Origin of the sequence: Bradyrhizobium sp. 27S5, assembly GCF_037217225.1 — a bacterium.
Taxonomy (GTDB): domain Bacteria; phylum Pseudomonadota; class Alphaproteobacteria; order Rhizobiales; family Xanthobacteraceae; genus Bradyrhizobium; species Bradyrhizobium septentrionale.
On sequence record NZ_CP147714.1, the window covers coordinates 4,291,889 to 4,309,947 of the forward strand.

15 protein-coding genes and 3 pseudogenes are annotated in these 18,059 nt (G+C 59.3%); 10 read left to right on the forward strand and 8 right to left on the reverse strand.

The genetic code is table 11. The features are described 5' to 3' along the window. The first annotated feature begins 107 nt into the window (after positions 1-107). The 4 genes from WDM24_RS19875 (at position 108) to WDM24_RS19890 (ending at position 6,607) form a co-directional block, all read left to right on the forward strand. Positions 108-395 carry a hypothetical protein gene (locus WDM24_RS19875; RefSeq protein ID WP_338832173.1) on the forward strand — a complete coding sequence of 96 codons (288 nt, stop codon included), beginning with the start codon at positions 108-110 and terminating at the stop codon, positions 393-395. Between the two features lie 206 nt (positions 396-601). Next, positions 602-1,687, forward strand: a complete 1,086-nt coding sequence (locus tag WDM24_RS19880) for a YihY/virulence factor BrkB family protein (protein ID WP_166295681.1) — start codon at positions 602-604, stop codon at positions 1,685-1,687. 153 nt (positions 1,688-1,840) lie between these two features. Continuing rightward, on the forward strand, positions 1,841-2,083 hold the full coding sequence (locus WDM24_RS19885; protein WP_338700976.1) for a hypothetical protein: 243 nt from the start codon (positions 1,841-1,843) through the stop codon (positions 2,081-2,083). Positions 2,084-3,136: 1,053 nt separating this feature from the next. Further along, positions 3,137-6,607: a calcium-binding protein gene (locus tag WDM24_RS19890; protein ID WP_338832174.1), complete on the forward strand. Its 3,471-nt coding sequence runs from the start codon at positions 3,137-3,139 to the stop codon at positions 6,605-6,607. Positions 6,608-6,862: 255 nt separating this feature from the next. Here the strand turns inward: WDM24_RS19890 and WDM24_RS19895 are convergent, their stop codons facing one another. After that, complete coding sequence (locus WDM24_RS19895; protein ID WP_338832175.1) at positions 6,863-7,387, reverse strand: nuclear transport factor 2 family protein; 525 nt, start codon at positions 7,385-7,387, stop codon at positions 6,863-6,865. Between the two features lie 512 nt (positions 7,388-7,899). On the opposite strand from WDM24_RS19895, the gene WDM24_RS19900 reads away from it, so the two are divergent. Both WDM24_RS19900 and WDM24_RS19905 read left to right on the forward strand, forming a co-directional pair. Next, complete coding sequence (locus WDM24_RS19900; protein ID WP_338832176.1) at positions 7,900-8,133, forward strand: hypothetical protein; 234 nt, start codon at positions 7,900-7,902, stop codon at positions 8,131-8,133. Positions 8,134-8,210: 77 nt separating this feature from the next. Continuing rightward, positions 8,211-9,364, forward strand: a protein-coding gene (locus tag WDM24_RS19905; protein WP_338832415.1) for an IS3 family transposase whose coding sequence is annotated in 2 segments (ribosomal slippage) — positions 8,211-8,460 and positions 8,460-9,364 — 1,155 coding nt in all. Because the reading frame shifts where the segments join, the coding sequence is not laid out codon by codon here. A 48-nt stretch (positions 9,365-9,412) separates the two neighbouring features. Here WDM24_RS19905 and WDM24_RS19910 read toward each other — a convergent pair. Beyond that, positions 9,413-9,685, reverse strand: a complete 273-nt coding sequence (locus WDM24_RS19910; RefSeq protein WP_338832177.1) for a hypothetical protein — start codon at positions 9,683-9,685, stop codon at positions 9,413-9,415. A gap of 251 nt (positions 9,686-9,936) precedes the next feature. Between WDM24_RS19910 and WDM24_RS19915 the strand changes: the two genes are divergently transcribed. After that, complete coding sequence (locus WDM24_RS19915) at positions 9,937-10,344, forward strand: hypothetical protein (protein WP_338832178.1); 408 nt, start codon at positions 9,937-9,939, stop codon at positions 10,342-10,344. Between the two features lie 538 nt (positions 10,345-10,882). Here the strand turns inward: WDM24_RS19915 and WDM24_RS19920 are convergent. The 4 genes and pseudogenes from WDM24_RS19920 to WDM24_RS19935 form a co-directional block, all read right to left on the reverse strand. Next, positions 10,883-11,104: pseudogene (locus WDM24_RS19920) on the reverse strand (transposase); the annotation flags it as partial. Then, positions 11,095-12,041, reverse strand: a protein-coding gene (locus tag WDM24_RS19925) for an IS630 family transposase (RefSeq protein ID WP_166081867.1) whose coding sequence is annotated in 2 segments (ribosomal slippage) — positions 11,095-11,702 and positions 11,702-12,041 — 948 coding nt in all. Because the reading frame shifts where the segments join, the coding sequence is not laid out codon by codon here. The gene WDM24_RS19925 and the pseudogene WDM24_RS19920, both read right to left, overlap by 10 nt. 90 nt (positions 12,042-12,131) lie before the next feature. After that, positions 12,132-12,883 (reverse strand): annotated as a pseudogene (locus tag WDM24_RS19930) (IS630 family transposase); the annotation flags it as partial. Positions 12,884-13,252: 369 nt separating this feature from the next. After that, positions 13,253-13,450: a hypothetical protein gene (locus tag WDM24_RS19935; protein ID WP_338832180.1), complete on the reverse strand. Its 198-nt coding sequence runs from the start codon at positions 13,448-13,450 to the stop codon at positions 13,253-13,255. 165 nt (positions 13,451-13,615) lie between these two features. Here WDM24_RS19935 and WDM24_RS19940 point away from each other — a divergent pair, with 165 nt between their 5' ends. Next, the gene (locus tag WDM24_RS19940; RefSeq protein ID WP_156928671.1) at positions 13,616-14,041 is read left to right on the forward strand and encodes a hypothetical protein; all 426 of its coding nucleotides are present in this window, start codon (positions 13,616-13,618) and stop codon (positions 14,039-14,041) included. Between the two features lie 450 nt (positions 14,042-14,491). Beyond that, positions 14,492-14,851, forward strand: a complete 360-nt coding sequence (locus WDM24_RS19945) for a hypothetical protein (RefSeq protein ID WP_338832181.1) — start codon at positions 14,492-14,494, stop codon at positions 14,849-14,851. Positions 14,852-15,176: 325 nt separating this feature from the next. Here the strand turns inward: WDM24_RS19945 and WDM24_RS19950 are convergent, their stop codons facing one another. Together WDM24_RS19950 and WDM24_RS19955 are read right to left on the reverse strand one after the other, a co-directional pair. Continuing rightward, a complete protein-coding gene (locus tag WDM24_RS19950; protein WP_338832182.1) occupies positions 15,177-15,383 on the reverse strand; it encodes a hypothetical protein in 207 nt (68 codons plus the stop codon). 79 nt (positions 15,384-15,462) lie between these two features. After that, a complete protein-coding gene (locus tag WDM24_RS19955; RefSeq protein ID WP_338700990.1) occupies positions 15,463-16,626 on the reverse strand; it encodes a calcium-binding protein in 1,164 nt (387 codons plus the stop codon). Positions 16,627-17,207: 581 nt separating this feature from the next. Between WDM24_RS19955 and WDM24_RS19960 the strand changes: the two are divergent. Beyond that, positions 17,208-17,983 (forward strand): annotated as a pseudogene (locus tag WDM24_RS19960) (IS5 family transposase). The last annotated feature ends 76 nt before the right edge of the window (positions 17,984-18,059 follow it).

The window sequence follows — 18,059 nt, forward strand, 5'->3', positions numbered from 1 at the left end:
CCGCGAATGCAACTTTCCCTGGCGTCCCGATCCTGCTGCGCAACGGCTCGGTATGGAGTAGCGCCATCATCAATCACAGCACCTATCCCAACGTCGGTGAAGTGAAGGTGTCCTTCCCGGTCCGTGCGGGCAGACCGATCGAGTGCATCGGCGAGCAGATTCTGAAGCATTTGCGCGAGGACCAGCGGATCGAGGCGCGACCCGCGCTCGAAGTGCACGTCTCGAAAGTGGCCGACATCTCCGATGCCGTGCATCCGATCGTCGAACTGACGGTCAGTGCAAAGGCAGAGCCGGCCGATGCGGACCCCGTGAAGCATCGGCTCTTGGACCTCGTCACCACAATGCTCACCGACGCAGGCGCCACGCGGCCGGAGCCGTCACGCGCAGCGGGGTAAGGAACGTCGATCACCCTGCCGGGTTGTCTGATGCCGACTTGCAGTGGACATCGCCATGCGCGCCAACGCCCGACCGTCACTCAGCCAGTCGCCCGATCTTACCTCGCGGACTTGCGACAATGGATCGGGCATCTCGTGACCGGCTACGCGCTGGCATGCGGCTTCATGCGCTTCAATCGTCCGCGCGACGCCATTCAGGACTAGCGATGGCCCCCCGCTCGAATTGGCCGAACGACCTGATGCTCGCTGGCGCAGCCGCGCTGGCGACCTTGGCGATCTATCGCCACGTGTCACGATCGGAGACGCCGTGCGTCCCAGGGCGGCGTGCGGAGCCCGTGCTCGCCGAAGCGCAAGAGCGTGGACGGCTGGCTCACACGCCGCTTCAGATTCCGGCCGCCGGCTGGAAGGACATTCTGCTGCGTACCTATCAGCAGATCGACGAGGACCGGCTGCTGGCGACCGCCGCCGGCGTCGTGTTCTACGGGCTGCTCGCGATCTTTCCGGCCATCACGGCGCTGGTCTCGAGTTACGGCCTGTTCGCCGATCCGTCCACGATCTCATCCAATCTGCAAAGCCTGGCGCTGATGCTGCCGGAAGGTTCATTTGCCATCGTCCAAGACCAAGTCGCCCGCGTGCTCGCGAAGGGGTCTTCGACGCTCGGCCTTACCTTTGCCTTCGGTCTGCTGATCGCGATCTGGAGCGCCAACGCTGGAATGAAGGCGGTCTTCGATGCGCTCAACGTTGTCTATGAGGAGAAGGAAAAGCGCGGCTTCGTCAAACTCAACCTGATGTCCCTCTCTTTCACAATCGCAGCCCTCATTTCGGTCATGTTGATGGTAGGGGCCGTGGTGGTCGTGCCGCTTCTGCTCCAGCAGGTCGGACTGGGCACACGGGCCGAACTCATCATCCGGCTCGGGCGGTGGCCCGTCCTGGTCCTCCTGCTCCTCGTCGCGCTGGCGGTGCTCTATCGCTACGGCCCCAGCCGGAGCACGCCGCGCTGGCAATGGCTGAGCGTTGGTGCCGTTGCCGCGGCCGTGCTGTGGCTGATCGGTTCGGCGCTGCTGTCTTGGTACCTTGCGAATTTCGGCGATTACAACGCGACCTACGGCTCGCTTGGCGCGGCCATTGGCCTGATGACCTGGATGTGGATGTCCGCCATCATCGTGCTATGTGGGGCAGAATTGAATTCAGAAATCGAGCATCAGACTACCATCGATTCGACCGTGGGCCGCGGGAAGCCGCTCGGGGTGCGCGGCGCAAGGATGGCGGATACGGTCGGCAAGGCTTCGTAGCGAGACCGACGTCGCCGCTGCACCGGCAAGCTTTCATTAACCCGACTCACACAAGGTTCGTTCTAGGCCGTCTGGATGGGCCGCTTGCGGAAGGCCGCCACGCGTAGCAGCGTGGCGGCTTTTTGCGTCTAACCGCGTTACAGGAGACGACCGATGGACTACGGCGCCTTCACCGACGCCAGCTTGAAGATGATGTATGAAGCCGTCCGCGGCGCGCTCGCGGCCGACGATGAGTTCGAGGCCTACGGCGAAGAGCCAAAATTCCGGGTCCGCTCGACGCCCGAGTGGAAACGGCATGCCGGCAGTCTTGAGGCCGAGATGCTAAGGCGAGGGCTCCAGGTCGACATCATCGACTGGACGGGCGGTCAGGGCGAGCTTCCGCTGGCCGACGCCTGAAGTCAGGCCGCAGAAGGTGTGTCGCGCCCGCAACGCCACAAGAGTTCCGTTGGGCCGTGGAGCTTTTCGGACTTCACTGTGTGGCAATTTCCCGATCTAATAATGGCGGACCTGAGGCGAATATTTTTACTTCCAAGGCGTTCATTTTAGGTCAGGTTCAGGAGGCCGCTGTCCAGCGCCAGCGGCCTCTTCGTATTGCTTCATTTCGTATTGCTTCATTGATTGCAAAGAGATTGTCCGATGCCCCTGCAGGTGTGGACCCTTGTCGCATCGATCGGCTGGACTGCCATTGTGGGCGTGATGCTGCTCTATATGATTTTCGGACCGAGCTAACGGGATCGAGACGTTCGGGTCTTGAGACGTTCAAGTCTTGAGAGGTTCAAGTCTTCGCGGCAGCGGATATGGCTATCCGCTTCAATTTGCAGAACAGCTGACGGGGCAGAGGCGGCCTCAATTCAGCTTCTTCCGATCAAGCAGCTCACACTCAAGACAGACGGGAACAGGGAAGATGATGGCGTAACGCCGGCCGCCATCGATTGCCAGCCTGATCCGGCCGACGCTTGGGCGCGAGACGGCATCAACCGCCCCGACGAGCCGCGCGCAGCAGCACGAGCGAATTCTGTGATGCAGGTTCCTTAGGTTCCAGGTTCCCGAGACACGCAATCTGCGCCACTGACATATTGCCGCACTGGGCGAGTTCCGCACCATCGTCTCGTACTTAATGTCAAGCCTTTGGCCGGGGACTACCTCTAAATCTCCCGCCTAAATTGTCTTTTTCATTGTTCAATCAATCACTGCATATTGAGTGGGGAGATTTTTCATTGCCGGTCCAATCCGCCTGAACGGCCTCGATTGGATTTCCGTCACCCGATCAGCTCGACCCCCTACCTGAGCCCAGCAGCTTTTCGCTGCTGTACGGTGTTCGCATTCCTGGGCTCTCGAGCGGTTCATTCTGGTTCGGTGATTAGCACGCAGGTTCTTCTGCCGATTTCTGAGTTCTGCCGACTATGCGCATTGCACAGCCACCATTGATGACGGGAAGAGAATTTCACCATGGCAACATTCACAGGCACGTCAGGTCCAGACACCCTGATCGGAACACCCAACGGTTCGAACACAGACGACACGCTGTCGGGGCTCGACGGCAATGACACGCTGATCGGCGGCGATGGCGCCGACTCCCTTGACGGCGGCAACGGATTTGACTTCGCATCCTACAGCGACTCCGGCACCGGGGTTGTGGCAAGCCTGCTGAATCCGGGCAATAACACGGGCTTTGCGGCGGGGGACACCTACACATCGATCGAAGGGCTGATCGGCAGCAACTTCAACGACACTCTTGAAGGCAACGGAACCGGCTCTTTCCTGCAGGGCGGACTGGGAGCTGACTCGATCCGCGGTGATTTAGGCCGCGACTACGCCGACTACGCGAATTCGGCCGCCGGGCTTACGGTCGATCTCGCAGACCCAACACAGAACACCGGGGAAGCGGCCGGCGACACATATTTCGACATCAGCAACATCAGTGGGTCGGCGTTCGACGACACGCTGATCGGCGATGCCAACAGCAATTTCCTGCGCGGCGGCCTTGGCGCCGACTCCCTCGATGGCGGAGCAGGCTTCGACTATGCCGATTACGCCAATTCGGTAGCCGGCCTCGTCGTCGATCTCGCTGACCCGACACAGAACACCGGTGAAGCTGCCGGAGATACGTTCACATCGATTGAAGCCATCCAGGGAAGTGCCTTTGACGATACCCTGATCGGCGACGCAAACAGCAATAACTTGCGCGGCGGTGCCGGTGCCGACTCGCTCGATGGCGGCGGAGGCACTGACTACGCAGACTACGGCAACGCTGCGACGGCAGTCGTTGCAAGTCTCGCAAATCCGGCCAGCAACACCGGCGATGCTGCTGGTGATAGCTATACCTCGATCGAGGGCATCATCGGCTCGGACTTCGACGACACGCTGACGGGCGATGCAGGAAATAACAATCTGCGCGGCGGTCTCGGCGCGGACGCGTTGGACGGTGGAGCCGGCAATGACATTGCCGAATATATCACCGCCAGCGCTGGCCTGCTTGTGAGCCTCGCAAATCCTGCCTTGAACACGGGCGAGGCGGCCGGAGACACGTACATCTCGATTGAGGGGCTGAGAGGGTCAGACTTCAACGATACCTTGATCGGTGATGCCGGGGACAACCTGCTGGACGGCGCAGGCGGGGCGGACTCGCTCGTCGGCGGTGCGGGCAATGACATCTATATTCTCAATGACCCCGGCGATGTCATTACCGAGAACCTGGGAGAGGGTACCGACACTGCGGTTGTCACAGGCAACTTCAACTACACGCTCGCTGCCAACGTCGAGAACCTCACGATCGAGACCTCTGCGAATGTTTCTGGCACCGGCAACGCGCTCGCAAATGTCATCACTGGCGGGGCGGGCAACAATGTGCTGGACGGCGGAATCGGCGCCGACACCATGGCCGGCGGGCTCGGCAACGACACCTATTTCGTCGACAATGCCGGCGATGTGGTGACCGAAAACCCCGGCGAGGGCACCGACACCGTTCACTCGACCATCGACTACACCCTGACCGCCAATGTCGAGAACCTGATCCTCGACGGCACCGGCAATCTCGCCGGCACCGGCAACGCGCTCGCAAATACCATTACCGGCAATTCCGGCAACAACACGCTGGATGGCGGGGCTGGCGCCGACACGATGGCCGGCGGGCTCGGCAACGACACCTACTACGTCGACAATGTCGGCGATGTGGTGACCGAGAACCCCGGCGAGGGCACCGACACCGTTCACTCGACCATCGACTACACCCTGACCGCCAATGTCGAGAACCTGATCCTCGACGGCACCGGCAATCTCGCCGGCACCGGCAACGCGCTCGCAAATACCATTACCGGCAATTCCGGCAGCAACACGCTGAACGGCGGGGGTGGCGACGACACGCTGGATGGCGGGGCTGGTGCCGACACGATGATCGGCGGGCTCGGTAACGACACCTACTACGTCGACAATGCCGGCGATGTGGTGACCGAGAATCCCGGCGAGGGCACCGACACCGTTCACTCGACCATCAACTATGCGCTGACCGCCAACGTCGAGAACCTGATCCTGGACGGCACCGGTAATCTCGCCGGCACCGGCAACGCGCTGAACAACGTCCTGACCGGCAATTCCGGCAACAACACGCTGGACGGCGGAATTGGCGCCGACACCATGGTGGGCGGGCTCGGCAACGACACCTATTTCGTCGACAATGCCGGCGATGTGGTGACCGAGAACAGCGGCGAGGGCACCGACACCGTTCACAGCACCATCAACTACACCCTGACCGCCAACGTCGAGAACCTGATCCTCGACGGCACCGGCAATCTCGCCGGCACCGGCAACGCGCTCGCAAATGTTATCACCGGCAATTCCGGCAACAACACGCTGGACGGCGGAATTGGCGCCGACACGATGGCCGGCGGGCTCGGCAACGACACCTACTTCGTCGACAATGCCGGCGATGTGGTGACCGAGAACAGCGGCGAGGGCACCGACACCGTTCACACCACCGTCACCTACAGCCTGGCCGCAAACGTCGAGAATCTGATCCTCGATGGATCCGGCAACCTCACCGGCAGCGGCAACGCATTGAACAATGTTTTGACAGGCAATGCCGGCAACAATTCCCTCTACGGCAACGACGGTAATGATACCGCCTACGGAGGTGCTGGAGCTGACATCCTCGTTCTCGGCAACGGCGACGACTATGGCGATGCCGGCGACGGCAACGACTACATCTATGCGGGAGCCGGCAATGACGTTCTGATCGGCGGCGCCGGTCTCGACGTTCTGCTGGGTGAGGACGGCAATGATGTGGAGTATGGCGGTTCCGGCTTCAACTATCTGTTCGGCGGTGCCGGCACCGACACCTTGATCGGTTCGGGAGGGACTGCCGCGAGCGATGTCAACGTGATGTACGGCGAAGCAGGTGCCGACTACCTCTATGGTGGGCAAGGCACCAACTACTTCTACGGCGGCACCGGCGTCGACACGATGTTCGGTGGCTCAGGCCTGAACATCTTCATCTCGTCGGGCGAGACCGACGGCAATGTCATCTACGGCGGTTCTGGCCAGAACTATGTCTACGGCTCCAACGGCGGCGATACGGTGACCGGCGGCAGCGGCGTCGACGTGTTCCTGATGGGCACCGGGGCCGACAACATCACTGGCGGCGGCGGCGTCGACTATGCCTGGGGGGGCGCTGGCGCGGATACCTTCAACATCAGCGACGCCAGCCAGGAGATCATGGTCATCCAGGACTTCAATACAGGCGGAGTGAATGACTTCGTGCGCTTCGCGGGCACGTCGCTGCATTCATTCGCCGATGTCCAGGCCCACGAGACCTACGTTGCCGGGATCAACACCACGATCATCACCGACGCCGCGGGCAGCGCGGTTTGGCTGATCGGCGTCGCGCCGGGACAGCTGGACGCGAGCATGTTCAAGTTCAGCTGAGGACCGACGCCGTGATCGCTTGAACTTGTCAGACCTACGAAAGAAGGCCGCCCGTCGAGGCGGCCTTCCTGTTTTCAAACGTCCAGCGCTGGGCCGTGAATTCCCGGTGCCGATAGCGCGGCAAGGACCACGCCCATCAACTGTTGCTTCGTTCAGACAAATCAAGAAGAGCCGGTGAGGCTTTTCTAGCGCGAACTGCAACGCAGCGCGGCCGCCAATGTCGGGAAGGCGGTAACGCAGAAACGAACTGACACACTACCTTTGCGGCCAAACGATCTCGCCCAGATGCAAGATTGCGTATTCGCCAGGTGGTGAGTTCTTCACGTTGGAGAGCGCTTCATTCAGCGAGCCAAACGGGCTAAGCAGGTCTCGATAAATTCCGTCGATCCGCTCCAATACAAAAAATGGAAACTCCTTGTCGATCGGTGTATCCAACGGCTTTTCTGATGGCATGGGCGGACGGCCCCACCGCATGAAAGCTATCTTGCCATCGGGGGCGAGCTTCAAGGTGGCCATCAGCAGCTCGTCGCGAGCGATATACGAAATTGAAGCCCCGTCGCTTTCGGGCACCAAGTCGTGCACCTCGATCGAAGCGCCACAGTCTTTGAACCGTTCAGGCCAAAACGCCCTCAACGGCTCTTTCCCGACTACCGTCTCGGAAACACAACAAGTGCATTCGAGGATCGCTTCGTCCCCAAACAATGCCATAAGAGTATCGAGGTCGCGCGAGCGGTAAGCATCCAGCCAATCAATAGCGGCGGCCATCGGGTCACAGGACATATTCCCCACCTAAATGCCGTTCTCTCCAGGTGATATTTAGAGCATTTCCAGGCCGGGGCCTATACGGAATAACCATATTCTTTGGGAGGCAGCTCGTCGGCGGTCCTTGAGGAAAAGAGCGCAACCGGTTTTACTTGCTTCGAACGCAGGAGCAATCGCCCCATGTGCGCGCGATGCGCAGAGTTGGATAAGAAAATCGGGCACCTCACGGAGCTTGCCGGGCGCATCTCCGATCCGCTTACGTTGGACAACATCAGGGACTTGCTAGCCGAACTCCAGAGCGCGAAACGCGACATACATTCGGAGCCACCAAGAGAGTGAGGCTATTGTTCTCCAACCCGCCAGGTGGGTGGTGGATTTGCGGCCGAGATCTTGGTCGTTCGCAACGCCACCAGATGATTACACCTGAAGGGTGGCTGTAGGCCCGGGCAATACGGGTGATGCTACAAAGCGCTTGCAGGAGTGCTGCGCAAAAAGCAAAAGGAAGGAATTTTAGAGATCGGCTTTTTTCAATGTCATTACAAAAGCAAAAGATCACCAAAGACCAGCTTCACGAATTGATCCTGGAACAGTTTGGATTGACCGCCTTCTTTCAAATCAGCGAGGACAAGCGGCTCGGGTTTCGGACAACTGTGGTCGCCGCGCCGCAGGATCTCTATGAATTACATTATCGGCTCGAGCGCATCTGCAGAGAGCTGCGCTCGAAATTTGAGTTGGTTGCCGAGTTGGAGCGCGATCGAACGTAGTCGTCTGAACAGCTGTTTGAGCTGCTGCCGGTTTGATGGACACCGAGATTAGGTGTTTCATGAAGCCGGAGGTGGCGATGAAAAGACGGAAGTTCAGCCGCGAGTTCAAGGTCGAGGCGGTCAAGCTGGTGCGGGAACGTGGGGTGTCGGTGGCGCAAGCTGGCCGTGACCTGGATGTTCATGAGAATGTTCTCCGCAAATGGGTGAAGGAGTTGGGCTCCGACCCGGCGCAAGCCTTTCCCGGCCACGGGCAGATGAAGCCGGAGCAGCAGGAGATCGAGCGGCTGCGCCGTGAGGTCGCCAAGCTGAAGGCCGAGCGGGATGTCCTAAAAAAGGCCGCAGCCTACTTCGCGAAGGAAGCGACATGAAGTTCGCCTTCGTCGCGAAGCACCGGACGATCTGGCCGGTGGCATGGCTATGCGATGCGCTGGGAGTGTCGCGGTCGGGCTTCCATGCCTGGCTGAACCGCTCTCCCAGCGCCAGATCCCGCAGCGACGAGGAGCTCGGCGGCAAGGTCAAGGCCAGCTTCGCCGCCAGCGACCGCACCTATGGCGCACGCCGGGTGTGGCGTGACCTGCTCGCCGACGGGGCGGATTGCGGCCTGCACCGGATTGAGCGGCTGATGCGCCTGCAAGGCTTGCGGGCGCGGCCGCGACGTCGGCGCTTACCGAAGGACAGCGGCGATCGACAGCTCGAGACCGTACCGGCGAACCTCCTTGACCGGCAGTTCGCCGCCGAGCGGCCGAACCAGAAGTGGATCGCCGACTTCACCTATCTCTGGACGGCCGAAGGCTGGCTCTATGTCGCAGCGGTGATCGACCTGTTCTCACGCCGCGTGGTGGGCTGGTCGATGAGTGCCGCCATGACGGCACAGCTCGTGACGGACGCATTGTTGATGGCCGTCTGGCGGCGCGGCAAGCCGGATGCGCTGTTGCATCACTCCGACCAGGGCAGCCAGTACACCAGCGAGCAGTTCCAGCGCCTGATGGCCGACCACGGCATCGTTTGCAGCATGAGCCGCTCCGGCAACGTCTGGGACAACGCGGCGATGGAGAGCTTCTTCTCCTCGCTCAAGACCGAGCGTACGGCCAACAAGATTTATCAAACCAGAGATGAGGCACGCGCCGATGTGTTCGACTACATCGAACGATTTTACAACACGACCCGCAGGCACTCGACCATCGGCTATCTCAGCCCGGTTGAGTTCGAGCGCAAGGTGGGATTAGCTTAAGCGGGTGTCCATCAAACCGGCAGCAGCTCAGTTGTTGCAATGTGCATCTCACAATCGCTCTTTTATGAGACGTCGCTTGATCGCGTCGAGACTGACCATGGTGATGGCCTCATCCAGGAGCTCGAGGCGCGCTTTGAAGATTGCAATGAGGCTGAGGTTGTCCTCTCGGCTGGAAACAAGCGGTCTGCGTGTAGCCGCGGTGTAGATGGACCGGAGGCCTTGAAGCGCCGCTAGGTTACCTTGGGTAATGTAGCCATCCACCAAGATGACGAAGGCAGGACTGTACTCGGTCGCCGCTTCGCCATTTCTGTCGTCGATCATTCCTCAAGGTCCCAATGATGCGCGCGCCCGCCCCGGTGCAGTATTCTCTCGACGTGCTTTCCTTAGATCAAGCGTTTTGGTCGTTTCATCGTGGTTCACCCGCACTGTGCGACGTAGATGAGGGGCGGCGGAAAATACGAGCGCTTGCCTACTATGCACTTTGTGCCAAGAGGTGTGTCCCAAATTGACCATCATCAGCGTTACGTCGGGCCGCCGATTAGCGCTAGCGACCTACAATTGAGGACAGGGCCTTGTCAGTAAGCACCTTGGCCGCTTTAATGGAACGATTGTATTACGTTAATCATTTTAGTTTGGGTTTTCCGATGAACGCCATAGAGCAAATCATCGCTGGCTACGTGTCGTTGAAGGATCGCCGAGCGCTGGAAGAGATCAGAGACCATCGCAAGCGGCTGTTTGACGACCTTCAGACCAAGAGCGTTCCCGGTTTCCAGCCATCGGTCTTGAGCGACATTCTTCGCGAGGAGATCGACCTCATCGAAGCGTCATTGGCTCGCTTCGATGATGATCGGGCAGTTTCCGCGAGCGACAGCCTGGAGCAGATCGAAACCAAGGCTACGGTTGGCGACGATGAACGCAGCCAGCCTAACGATCCAAGACCGGAGGATGATCAGACCTTCATCTCATCAGAGCATCAATGATATCGGCGGAAGCTACGCCGATCCCATCGTCTCCTTGCTCCTCGCGGATATTCAGCGGATGGCATGCCGCGTGACGCTGGGCCTTCGATGCAACTTGTAAAAAGTACGCCGCCGGGCCCGAAATGGTTTGTCCCGGCGGCGCCCTGTTATTTCCAGCGCTGGGCCCTGAATTCCCAGTATCAATAGGCCTAGCAGGACTTGCGCCAAACGACTGTTGCTTGGCTCACACAAACGTTTGGAAGAAGAGCCGGCGCCAGGGCCGCGCGCCAGCTCCTCCCGAAACGTGACCGTACTCTGCTATCCCCGTCGGTCCCGTCCCTCCGGGAAGCCTGCGCCGACCTGCTTGCTGATTTGCTAATGGCCTCGCTTGGCCAGCCAATTCAGACGGAGAATAGATATCGTTTTTCGGCGAGCCGGGCGGGAGTAATCCTACCCATCACGATACCCAGCCAATTGCGGACCTGGTGTGGACACGAGCACAAGTTGTGTGAGCGACCATGTGTTGTGCAGCAAGTAGGTGACTTAGAGCGTTTTCCGATCACGTTGCGTCGTAACCAGCCGCGACGAGATAATTTTGACATTCCTCGGGTGAGAAGCGTTTGAGAGCGTTGGCGATTGCTTGCCAGAGATCGGGCATGGTGCGCGCTGCGGCGGCCCGCAACAGCGCTTTCAGTTTGGAGAAGGCCATTTCAATCGGGTTGAAGTCTGGACTGTAGGGCGGAAGATAGAGCAGGCTAGAGCGTTTTCCGATCACGTTGCGTCGTAACCAGCCGCGACGAGATAATTTTGACATTCCTCGGGTGAGAAGCGTTTGAGAGCGTTGGCGATTGCTTGCCAGAGATCGGGCATGGTGCGCGCTGCGGCGGCCCGCAACAGCGCTTTCAGTTTGGAGAAGGCCATTTCAATCGGGTTGAAGTCTGGACTGTAGGGCGGAAGATAGAGCAGGCTAGCTCCGACCGCCTGGATGGCCTCTCGAACGCCATGGACCTTGTGAGCGGGCAAGTTGTCCATGATAACGGTATCGCCCGGCCGCAGCGATGGGGCGAGCAATTGCTCGACGTAGGCCAGGAAAGCGTCGCCATCCATTGGACCGTCCAGAACAAGCGGCGCGATCAGACCGTCGGAGCGCAATCCAGCGGTGAACGTCGTCGTCTTCCAATGTCCGTGTGGGATAGCTGCACGACATCGCTCGCCGCGTGGCGAGCGCCCGTAACGCCGCGCCATTTTGGTGTTGGCGCTGGTTTCGTCGATGAAGACGAGACGCTCAGGGTCAAGGTCGATTTGCCCTTCGAACCACTCCTCACGTGCGGCATTTATATCGCCGCGCCGTTGCTCGGCGGCGTGCGCTGTCTTTTTTTAAGTGTGATCTTTCTGCGCTGGAAAAAACGCCAGAGCGACGCGATGCCAGTCGATATTCCACGACGTTTCAACAGTTCTCGCAACTCGGCAAGCGTGATATCCGGCCTCGCTGTCACCGCCTCCAGAATCAATTGCGAATGCGCTTCGATGCGCTGCGATTTGCGGTCACCGCCCTGGCGTTTAGGAACGATGTCGCCAACTTTCTTGAGGCGACCGCGCCAGCGGATCGCACTGGCCGCGCTGACACCAAAGCGCTCAGCAGCCTGTCGACAGGACATGCCACCGTCAATCGCGGCTACCACCCTTTGGCGAAGATCAACCGAAAGCGCCCTGGCCATACATGCTGGCCTCCCTCGCCAGCATGCAGCTTGAATCTGACTCGCGCCGTTTTGGGAATCCCCACCCGATTCTTTCCGGTCGGAAAATGCTCTAGCTCCGACCGCCTGGATGGCCTCTCGAACGCCATGGACCTTGTGAGCGGGCAAGTTGTCCATGATAACGGTATCGCCCGGCCGCAGCGATGGGGCGAGCAATTGCTCGACGTAGGCCAGGAAAGCGTCGCCATCCATTGGACCGTCCAGAACAAGCGGCGCGATCAGACCGTCGGAGCGCAATCCAGCGGTGAACGTCGTCGTCTTCCAATGTCCGTGTGGGATAGCTGCACGACATCGCTCGCCGCGTGGCGAGCGCCCGTAACGCCGCGCCATTTTGGTGTTGGCGCTGGTTTCGTCGATGAAGACGAGACGCTCAGGGTCAAGGTCGATTTGCCCTTCGAACCACTCCTCACGTGCGGCATTTATATCGCCGCGCCGTTGCTCGGCGGCGTGCGCTGTCTTTTTTTAAGTGTGATCTTTCTGCGCTGGAAAAAACGCCAGAGCGACGCGATGCCAGTCGATATTCCACGACGTTTCAACAGTTCTCGCAACTCGGCAAGCGTGATATCCGGCCTCGCTGTCACCGCCTCCAGAATCAATTGCGAATGCGCTTCGATGCGCTGCGATTTGCGGTCACCGCCCTGGCGTTTAGGAACGATGTCGCCAACTTTCTTGAGGCGACCGCGCCAGCGGATCGCACTGGCCGCGCTGACACCAAAGCGCTCAGCAGCCTGTCGACAGGACATGCCACCGTCAATCGCGGCTACCACCCTTTGGCGAAGATCAACCGAAAGCGCCCTGGCCATACATGCTGGCCTCCCTCGCCAGCATGCAGCTTGAATCTGACTCGCGCCGTTTTGGGAATCCCCACCCGATTCTTTCCGGTCGGAAAATGCTCTAGCTCATGAATTGGTGAACGCGGAGGGACTCGAACCCTCGACCCCATGACTAAAAGTCAAATCAGGCCGTTTCGGCTATGCGCGCGAGAATCTATTCGCGCTCAGCCAGGCGCTGCCGTGATTGCCTGGCTCAGCCGCCGCAGCTTCATGTGACGCCCGAGGGGCTACAGGTCCTCATTCGGTGGCACCCGGTGAGGGGACCCCGGCGGCAGCAGCTCCGCAAAGCGGATTTCCGACCGTCGGCACCACGATTTCCAGTGTACCATCCTCACCGCATTAACTTGAATAGCTCTTCACTTCGCTCAGCCGCGGCTTGGTGCCGGCCGTCATGTGCTCGAGTAGCATGTGCCTGGTGCCGACCGCGATACGGTCGCGTCGGATGTCGTCTTGCTCGGCGCGATAGGCGCGCATGTCCGCAGCGAACTGGCGGGCGATCTCTGGCGGGATTTCGAGCGGTTTGCGCGTGATCGGCATTGGTCGAAATATCTATACTTGGGCTCCGGGTGTGTGCGTAAGTTCACAGAAGCATCGCAGGCCGGGTGCTATGTATTTTCGTGAGGATTATTGCAGTCGTTCATATTGCCGATTGGTGAGGCCGAACCGCGCCCCTTTAACTATTCAACCAGTGAGGAGGCGGTCATGTCCGCCGACACAAAAGCTGATGATTGGTTTATTGCCGCACACCATTTGAAGGTAAATTCGTCGACGGGCACCGCGTCGATATCGTTCAAGATTGGCAGCAGAAAAGCTAACATCGCGGCGCTTCTAGGTTGCGCCGGGCCAGTTTCTGGAGGCGGCGTTTCAGACACGGACTTCGCACTTGATACGCAATTTATGCGGAGCATTGGCGGCCCCTGGTCATTGAAAAACATTAAAGGGCATCGCGGTGATGTCTCGCAAAACGTGTCGTTTCTGCCCGATGAATTGTCTGGCGTGGCATTCAATCCGAGCGGGAGTGTCATGTTCAACTTCGGAATACCAAACACGATTCCAATGACCTTTACGATCAGGGGCCAGTGGATGGTCAAGATGATCCTCAATCTTGGTACGACCTTCGTACTCTAACGGGACCGGTCCTCAGCTGGTTCTAGCCAGACACGCCCTTCGCGAAGTCGATCACTTCGCTCCAGTCCAGGCGTGTATCGACCCATCCGATCGCACGCGGTGCACCTGAGGTGCGCCGAGATGTCGTACCATCCCAGTCCGGAAGGTCGGCAAGCTTTAGCCGGCCGTTGTACTGCGCGTCGTGGGTGTGGAGAACTCCGGGTGACGTTCCACAATCTCAAAGACTCGAGCGGATCAATCCTTTTTAGGCACCGGTTGATCGCATCTCGCTTCGTTGCAGAGGATGGATCGATAATCCGAGTTCACTTTGTCTTGAGTAGGCTCACCGGACGGCGTCAGAATCACCCCATCGGCGCCCCCGGAGTTATGTGTCCGTACTTGGCCATAAATTCTGACCTCGTGGGATTCGCGGACGACTGTGACCATACCCCAGTTCGAACGTTGGCCGTCTTGGCTTTCAACTATCACCTCGGATCGGCCGGGCGAAAGACCCGTAAACTCCACGATATGATCGGATTGTGGAACCGCTCTTACCGCAAGATCGTCGTCGAGCTTGATCGATTTGATTGGCCGCTTGAAGTAGACGCGAACGGATTCGTCGAACCTGACGATGATATCGCGCCCGCTCTCCGGTGCCGGTACTGCAGGCTGCGTGAGTACGTCCTTGCTTGTAATCTGATCCCGATCCTGGGCGCTGGCAGTGAAGGGGGCCGCCCAAATCAAAGCGCCGCCGAGCCCGGCGAAAAACAGGTGTTTCTCAATAAGATCCCCCGCGCAAATAGCCCGAAATTATCTTCACCCGATAAATAGACCGACCTCAAAATGGTCGCGGGCGTGGAGAGCTTGCCGCAACCTTCGGGTGAATGCAAGGGAAGGTTGATACGATAGGCCCTATCTACTTATTCACCTTTGGTCAGATCTTCGACCAATCGGCGGACAGCCTCGGTGGAGTGCAAGCCGTGGTTTTACGGGCCCCAAGTGTGAACTGGTTCACAAATGTTCAGTGCGACGGCTGCTAGAGCCTAATCGGCTGGGGGATTTCAGGGGCCCAGTCACAGGCGCCGTCGGGACAGCTCATTTCGAGCCCGGCGGCGTAGCTTTTTCAGGGGCGCGAGCGGAATGCAATCCGGCTCAGTCATCGCATCCGCTCGAATAACTCTTTGACTTCGTTCAGCCGCAACTTGGTGCCGGTCGGCATATGCTCGAGGAGCATGTGCCGGGTGCCGACTGCGATCCGATCGCGCAGGTTGCCGTCCCGGTCGGCGTGATAGGCGCGCATGTCCGCTGCGAACTGGCGGGCGATCTCGGGCGGGATTTCGAGCGGCTTGCGGGTGACAGGCATCTTTCGAAATCGCTGTATTCAAAACGCCGGGACTCGCCATTTGAGCCCCGACGTCTTTTTCGTCCCCATTTTCTCGGTACTAACCCACGATCGCGAAGTTCGATGCGGTGAGCGTGCTAGCCGTAGCCCCGTTAAGCCAAACTGCTGTGTCATCGTCGATCTGTACGACGAAGTAGGCGCCATTTTGGTAAGAGTGCGACAGCACATCCGCAAAAGAGTGCAATCCTGTCTTAAACAGCTCTACGGCATCAGTAGCTGAATTCCAGTCTTGAACAACCGCAACACCGGGCACGTCCTCCGTCTCGAAAACATCCTGGCCACCGCCACCAAAGAAGTAGTTCACGCCTTGGCCGCCGTCGAAAAAGTCGTTGCCTGCGCCTCCAAGGAGGACGTCGACACCGAGGCCACCGAACAGCGTGTCGTTGCCGTTGCCGCCATATTCATAGGAGGTGCCTGCTGGGCCGAGGTTGAGAATTACGTCGTTGCCATCGTCACCGTTTGCGACGGTGTAATTCGCGCGGTTGTAGAATTCAATTATATCATCGCCGGCGCCCCCGTAGACATTGGCTCCTCCAACCGAAGTAGAGATGTCGCTGGCCACCACAATCCAGTCGTTGCCGTCGCCACCCTCCAATAGATCGACACCGCTATCGCCGAATATGGTGTCGTTGCCCGCGTCTCCGTAGATCGAGTCATTGCCGTCGCCGCCATAGAGCCAATCGTTGCCGGCACCTCCAAACAACAGATCGTTGCCTGTTCCTCCGTACAGGGTGTCGTTTCCGCCACCGCCAAAAAGACCCGGGCTAACGCTTCCACCTCCAGCGACCGTGATGTTCGATCCTGAGTCGTCTCCGTTACCACCGTAGATTAAGTCGGCGCCCCAGCCACCGAACAGGGCATCTCTGCCATCGTCTCCACTGATTTCTCCCGCGGTCCAAGTCAACGGGTTGAAAGTAGGAGCGACTATATAATCATCGCCCATGCCTCCATATTGAAAGTCCTCAGCGGAGATGTTTGTGTTACCCTGCAAAACGTCGTTGCCGTCACCGCCGTACATCGTCGATGGAGGCGAAGTGCCACCGTAATATTCCGCAAGCCTGTCGTCGCCTTGTCCTCCGTCAAGATACGTGGCACCAACGTAGTCCGCGTTGAGAGTGTCATTGCCGCCGCCGCCATAGAATGCTGCGCTTGTGGAATCGATATAGTTGTCGTTACCGTCGCCGCCGTAATAAGTCGTCGCCATAAAACAATTCTCCAAAATCCATTAAACAATCATCCCCCGACTCGTTCGCGCGTTCGAGGTCGCCCGCAGCCTAGCGCAACCTCGGCGCGCGAGGAAGCGAGGCACGCGCGTGGCCCGGGATTCTACGGTGGCGAAAACGAAAAACAGAAGCCCACTTCGGGCCGTCAACCGACACCCTTTGCAAAATTGATGACTTCTCCCCAGTCCAGGCGAGTGTCGACCCATCCGACCTTGCCACACGCCGTGCACTTGAGGTGCGCCGAGATGTCGTACCAATCCCAAACCGGAAGATCGGCGAGCCTCAGCGGCGCATTGTGGTGACGGCAGCCGACGCACAACACCAGCGCGGTTGCCGGTGAACGGCGCCAGGGACCGAAAGCACGCCGAGGCGTATCGCGAGATGGAGGTCCATCTCTGTGACTGTTTGCGGATGGCTCAGATCACGGCAGGCCTGATGTCCGATACCGATGACGGGACCGATCCCAAGCTGGTCTTTGCCGTCTTTCATCTAGGTGGTGTGGACTCTAAGGATTCCCTTTTAGGAGCAAATCAGATTCAAGGCTGCTTTTGGGGAGGCCGCCTTGGGTGTGATGGACCGTTTGGTATTGAGCGACGCGGCGTGGGAGCGGATAGCGCCGCTGATCATAGGGCGCCCCGATCAGAAGGGCTCCACCGGGCGCGACAACCGGATGTTCGTGGAAGGTGTGCTGTGGATCGTGCGTACGGGGTCTCCCTGGCGCGATCTTCCGGAGGTGTTTGGGGACTGGAACAGCGTGTTCCGGCGCTTCAGTCGATGGAGCATCAAGGGTGTTTGGTGGCGGATCTTCGAGGCGATGTCCGATGATCCGGACTTCGAATATCTGATCGTCGATTCCACCATTGTTCGGGCGCATCAGCACGCCGCCGGCGCCAAAAAGGGGGGTCTGAAGATCAAGCGGAAGATCAAGCGATCGGCCGCTCGCGCGGCGGCCTGAGCACCAAGATACACATGGCCGTCCGCGGCTTGGGATGTCCGGTGCGGTTCACGCTTACCGCAGGTCAGAAGGGCGATGCACCGCAAGCCGCCGCATTGATCGAAGGCTTATCCGCCGAGGTCGTCATGGCCGACACGGCCTATGACGCCGACCACTTGCGCCAAGCCGTCGCCGCCAAAGGCGCGCTCGCCGTGATCCCCAACAACCCGTCACGGGCGCTCAAATATCCACTCGACAAGCATTTCTATGCCCAGCGCCATCTCGTCGAGTGCTGCTTCTCAAAGCTCAAGCAGTTCCGCCGCGTTGCAACCCGCTTCGAAAAGACCGCCCGAAATTACCTGGCCGTCGTCACTCTCGCAGCCATCGTCTTATGGATGCGATAAGTGTCCACACCACCTAGTGGAGATGATCGAGGGCCTTCAGGAGCGATATATGACGGACTTCGATGCGAACGCTTCG

Coding starts and splice junctions, on each gene's coding strand:
- WDM24_RS19880 (WP_166295681.1), top strand. CDS start 602: ATGGCCCCCCGCTCGAATTGGCCGAACGACCTGATGCTCGCTGGCGCA.
- WDM24_RS19885 (WP_338700976.1), top strand. CDS start 1,841: ATGGACTACGGCGCCTTCACCGACGCCAGCTTGAAGATGATGTATGAA.
- WDM24_RS19890 (WP_338832174.1), top strand. CDS start 3,137: ATGGCAACATTCACAGGCACGTCAGGTCCAGACACCCTGATCGGAACA.
- WDM24_RS19895 (WP_338832175.1), bottom strand. CDS start 7,387: ATGTCCTGTGACCCGATGGCCGCCGCTATTGATTGGCTGGATGCTTAC.
- WDM24_RS19900 (WP_338832176.1), top strand. CDS start 7,900: ATGTCATTACAAAAGCAAAAGATCACCAAAGACCAGCTTCACGAATTG.
- WDM24_RS19910 (WP_338832177.1), bottom strand. CDS start 9,685: ATGATCGACGACAGAAATGGCGAAGCGGCGACCGAGTACAGTCCTGCC.
- WDM24_RS19935 (WP_338832180.1), bottom strand. CDS start 13,450: ATGCCGATCACGCGCAAACCGCTCGAAATCCCGCCAGAGATCGCCCGC.
- WDM24_RS19940 (WP_156928671.1), top strand. CDS start 13,616: ATGTCCGCCGACACAAAAGCTGATGATTGGTTTATTGCCGCACACCAT.
- WDM24_RS19950 (WP_338832182.1), bottom strand. CDS start 15,383: ATGCCTGTCACCCGCAAGCCGCTCGAAATCCCGCCCGAGATCGCCCGC.
- WDM24_RS19955 (WP_338700990.1), bottom strand. CDS start 16,626: ATGGCGACGACTTATTACGGCGGCGACGGTAACGACAACTATATCGAT.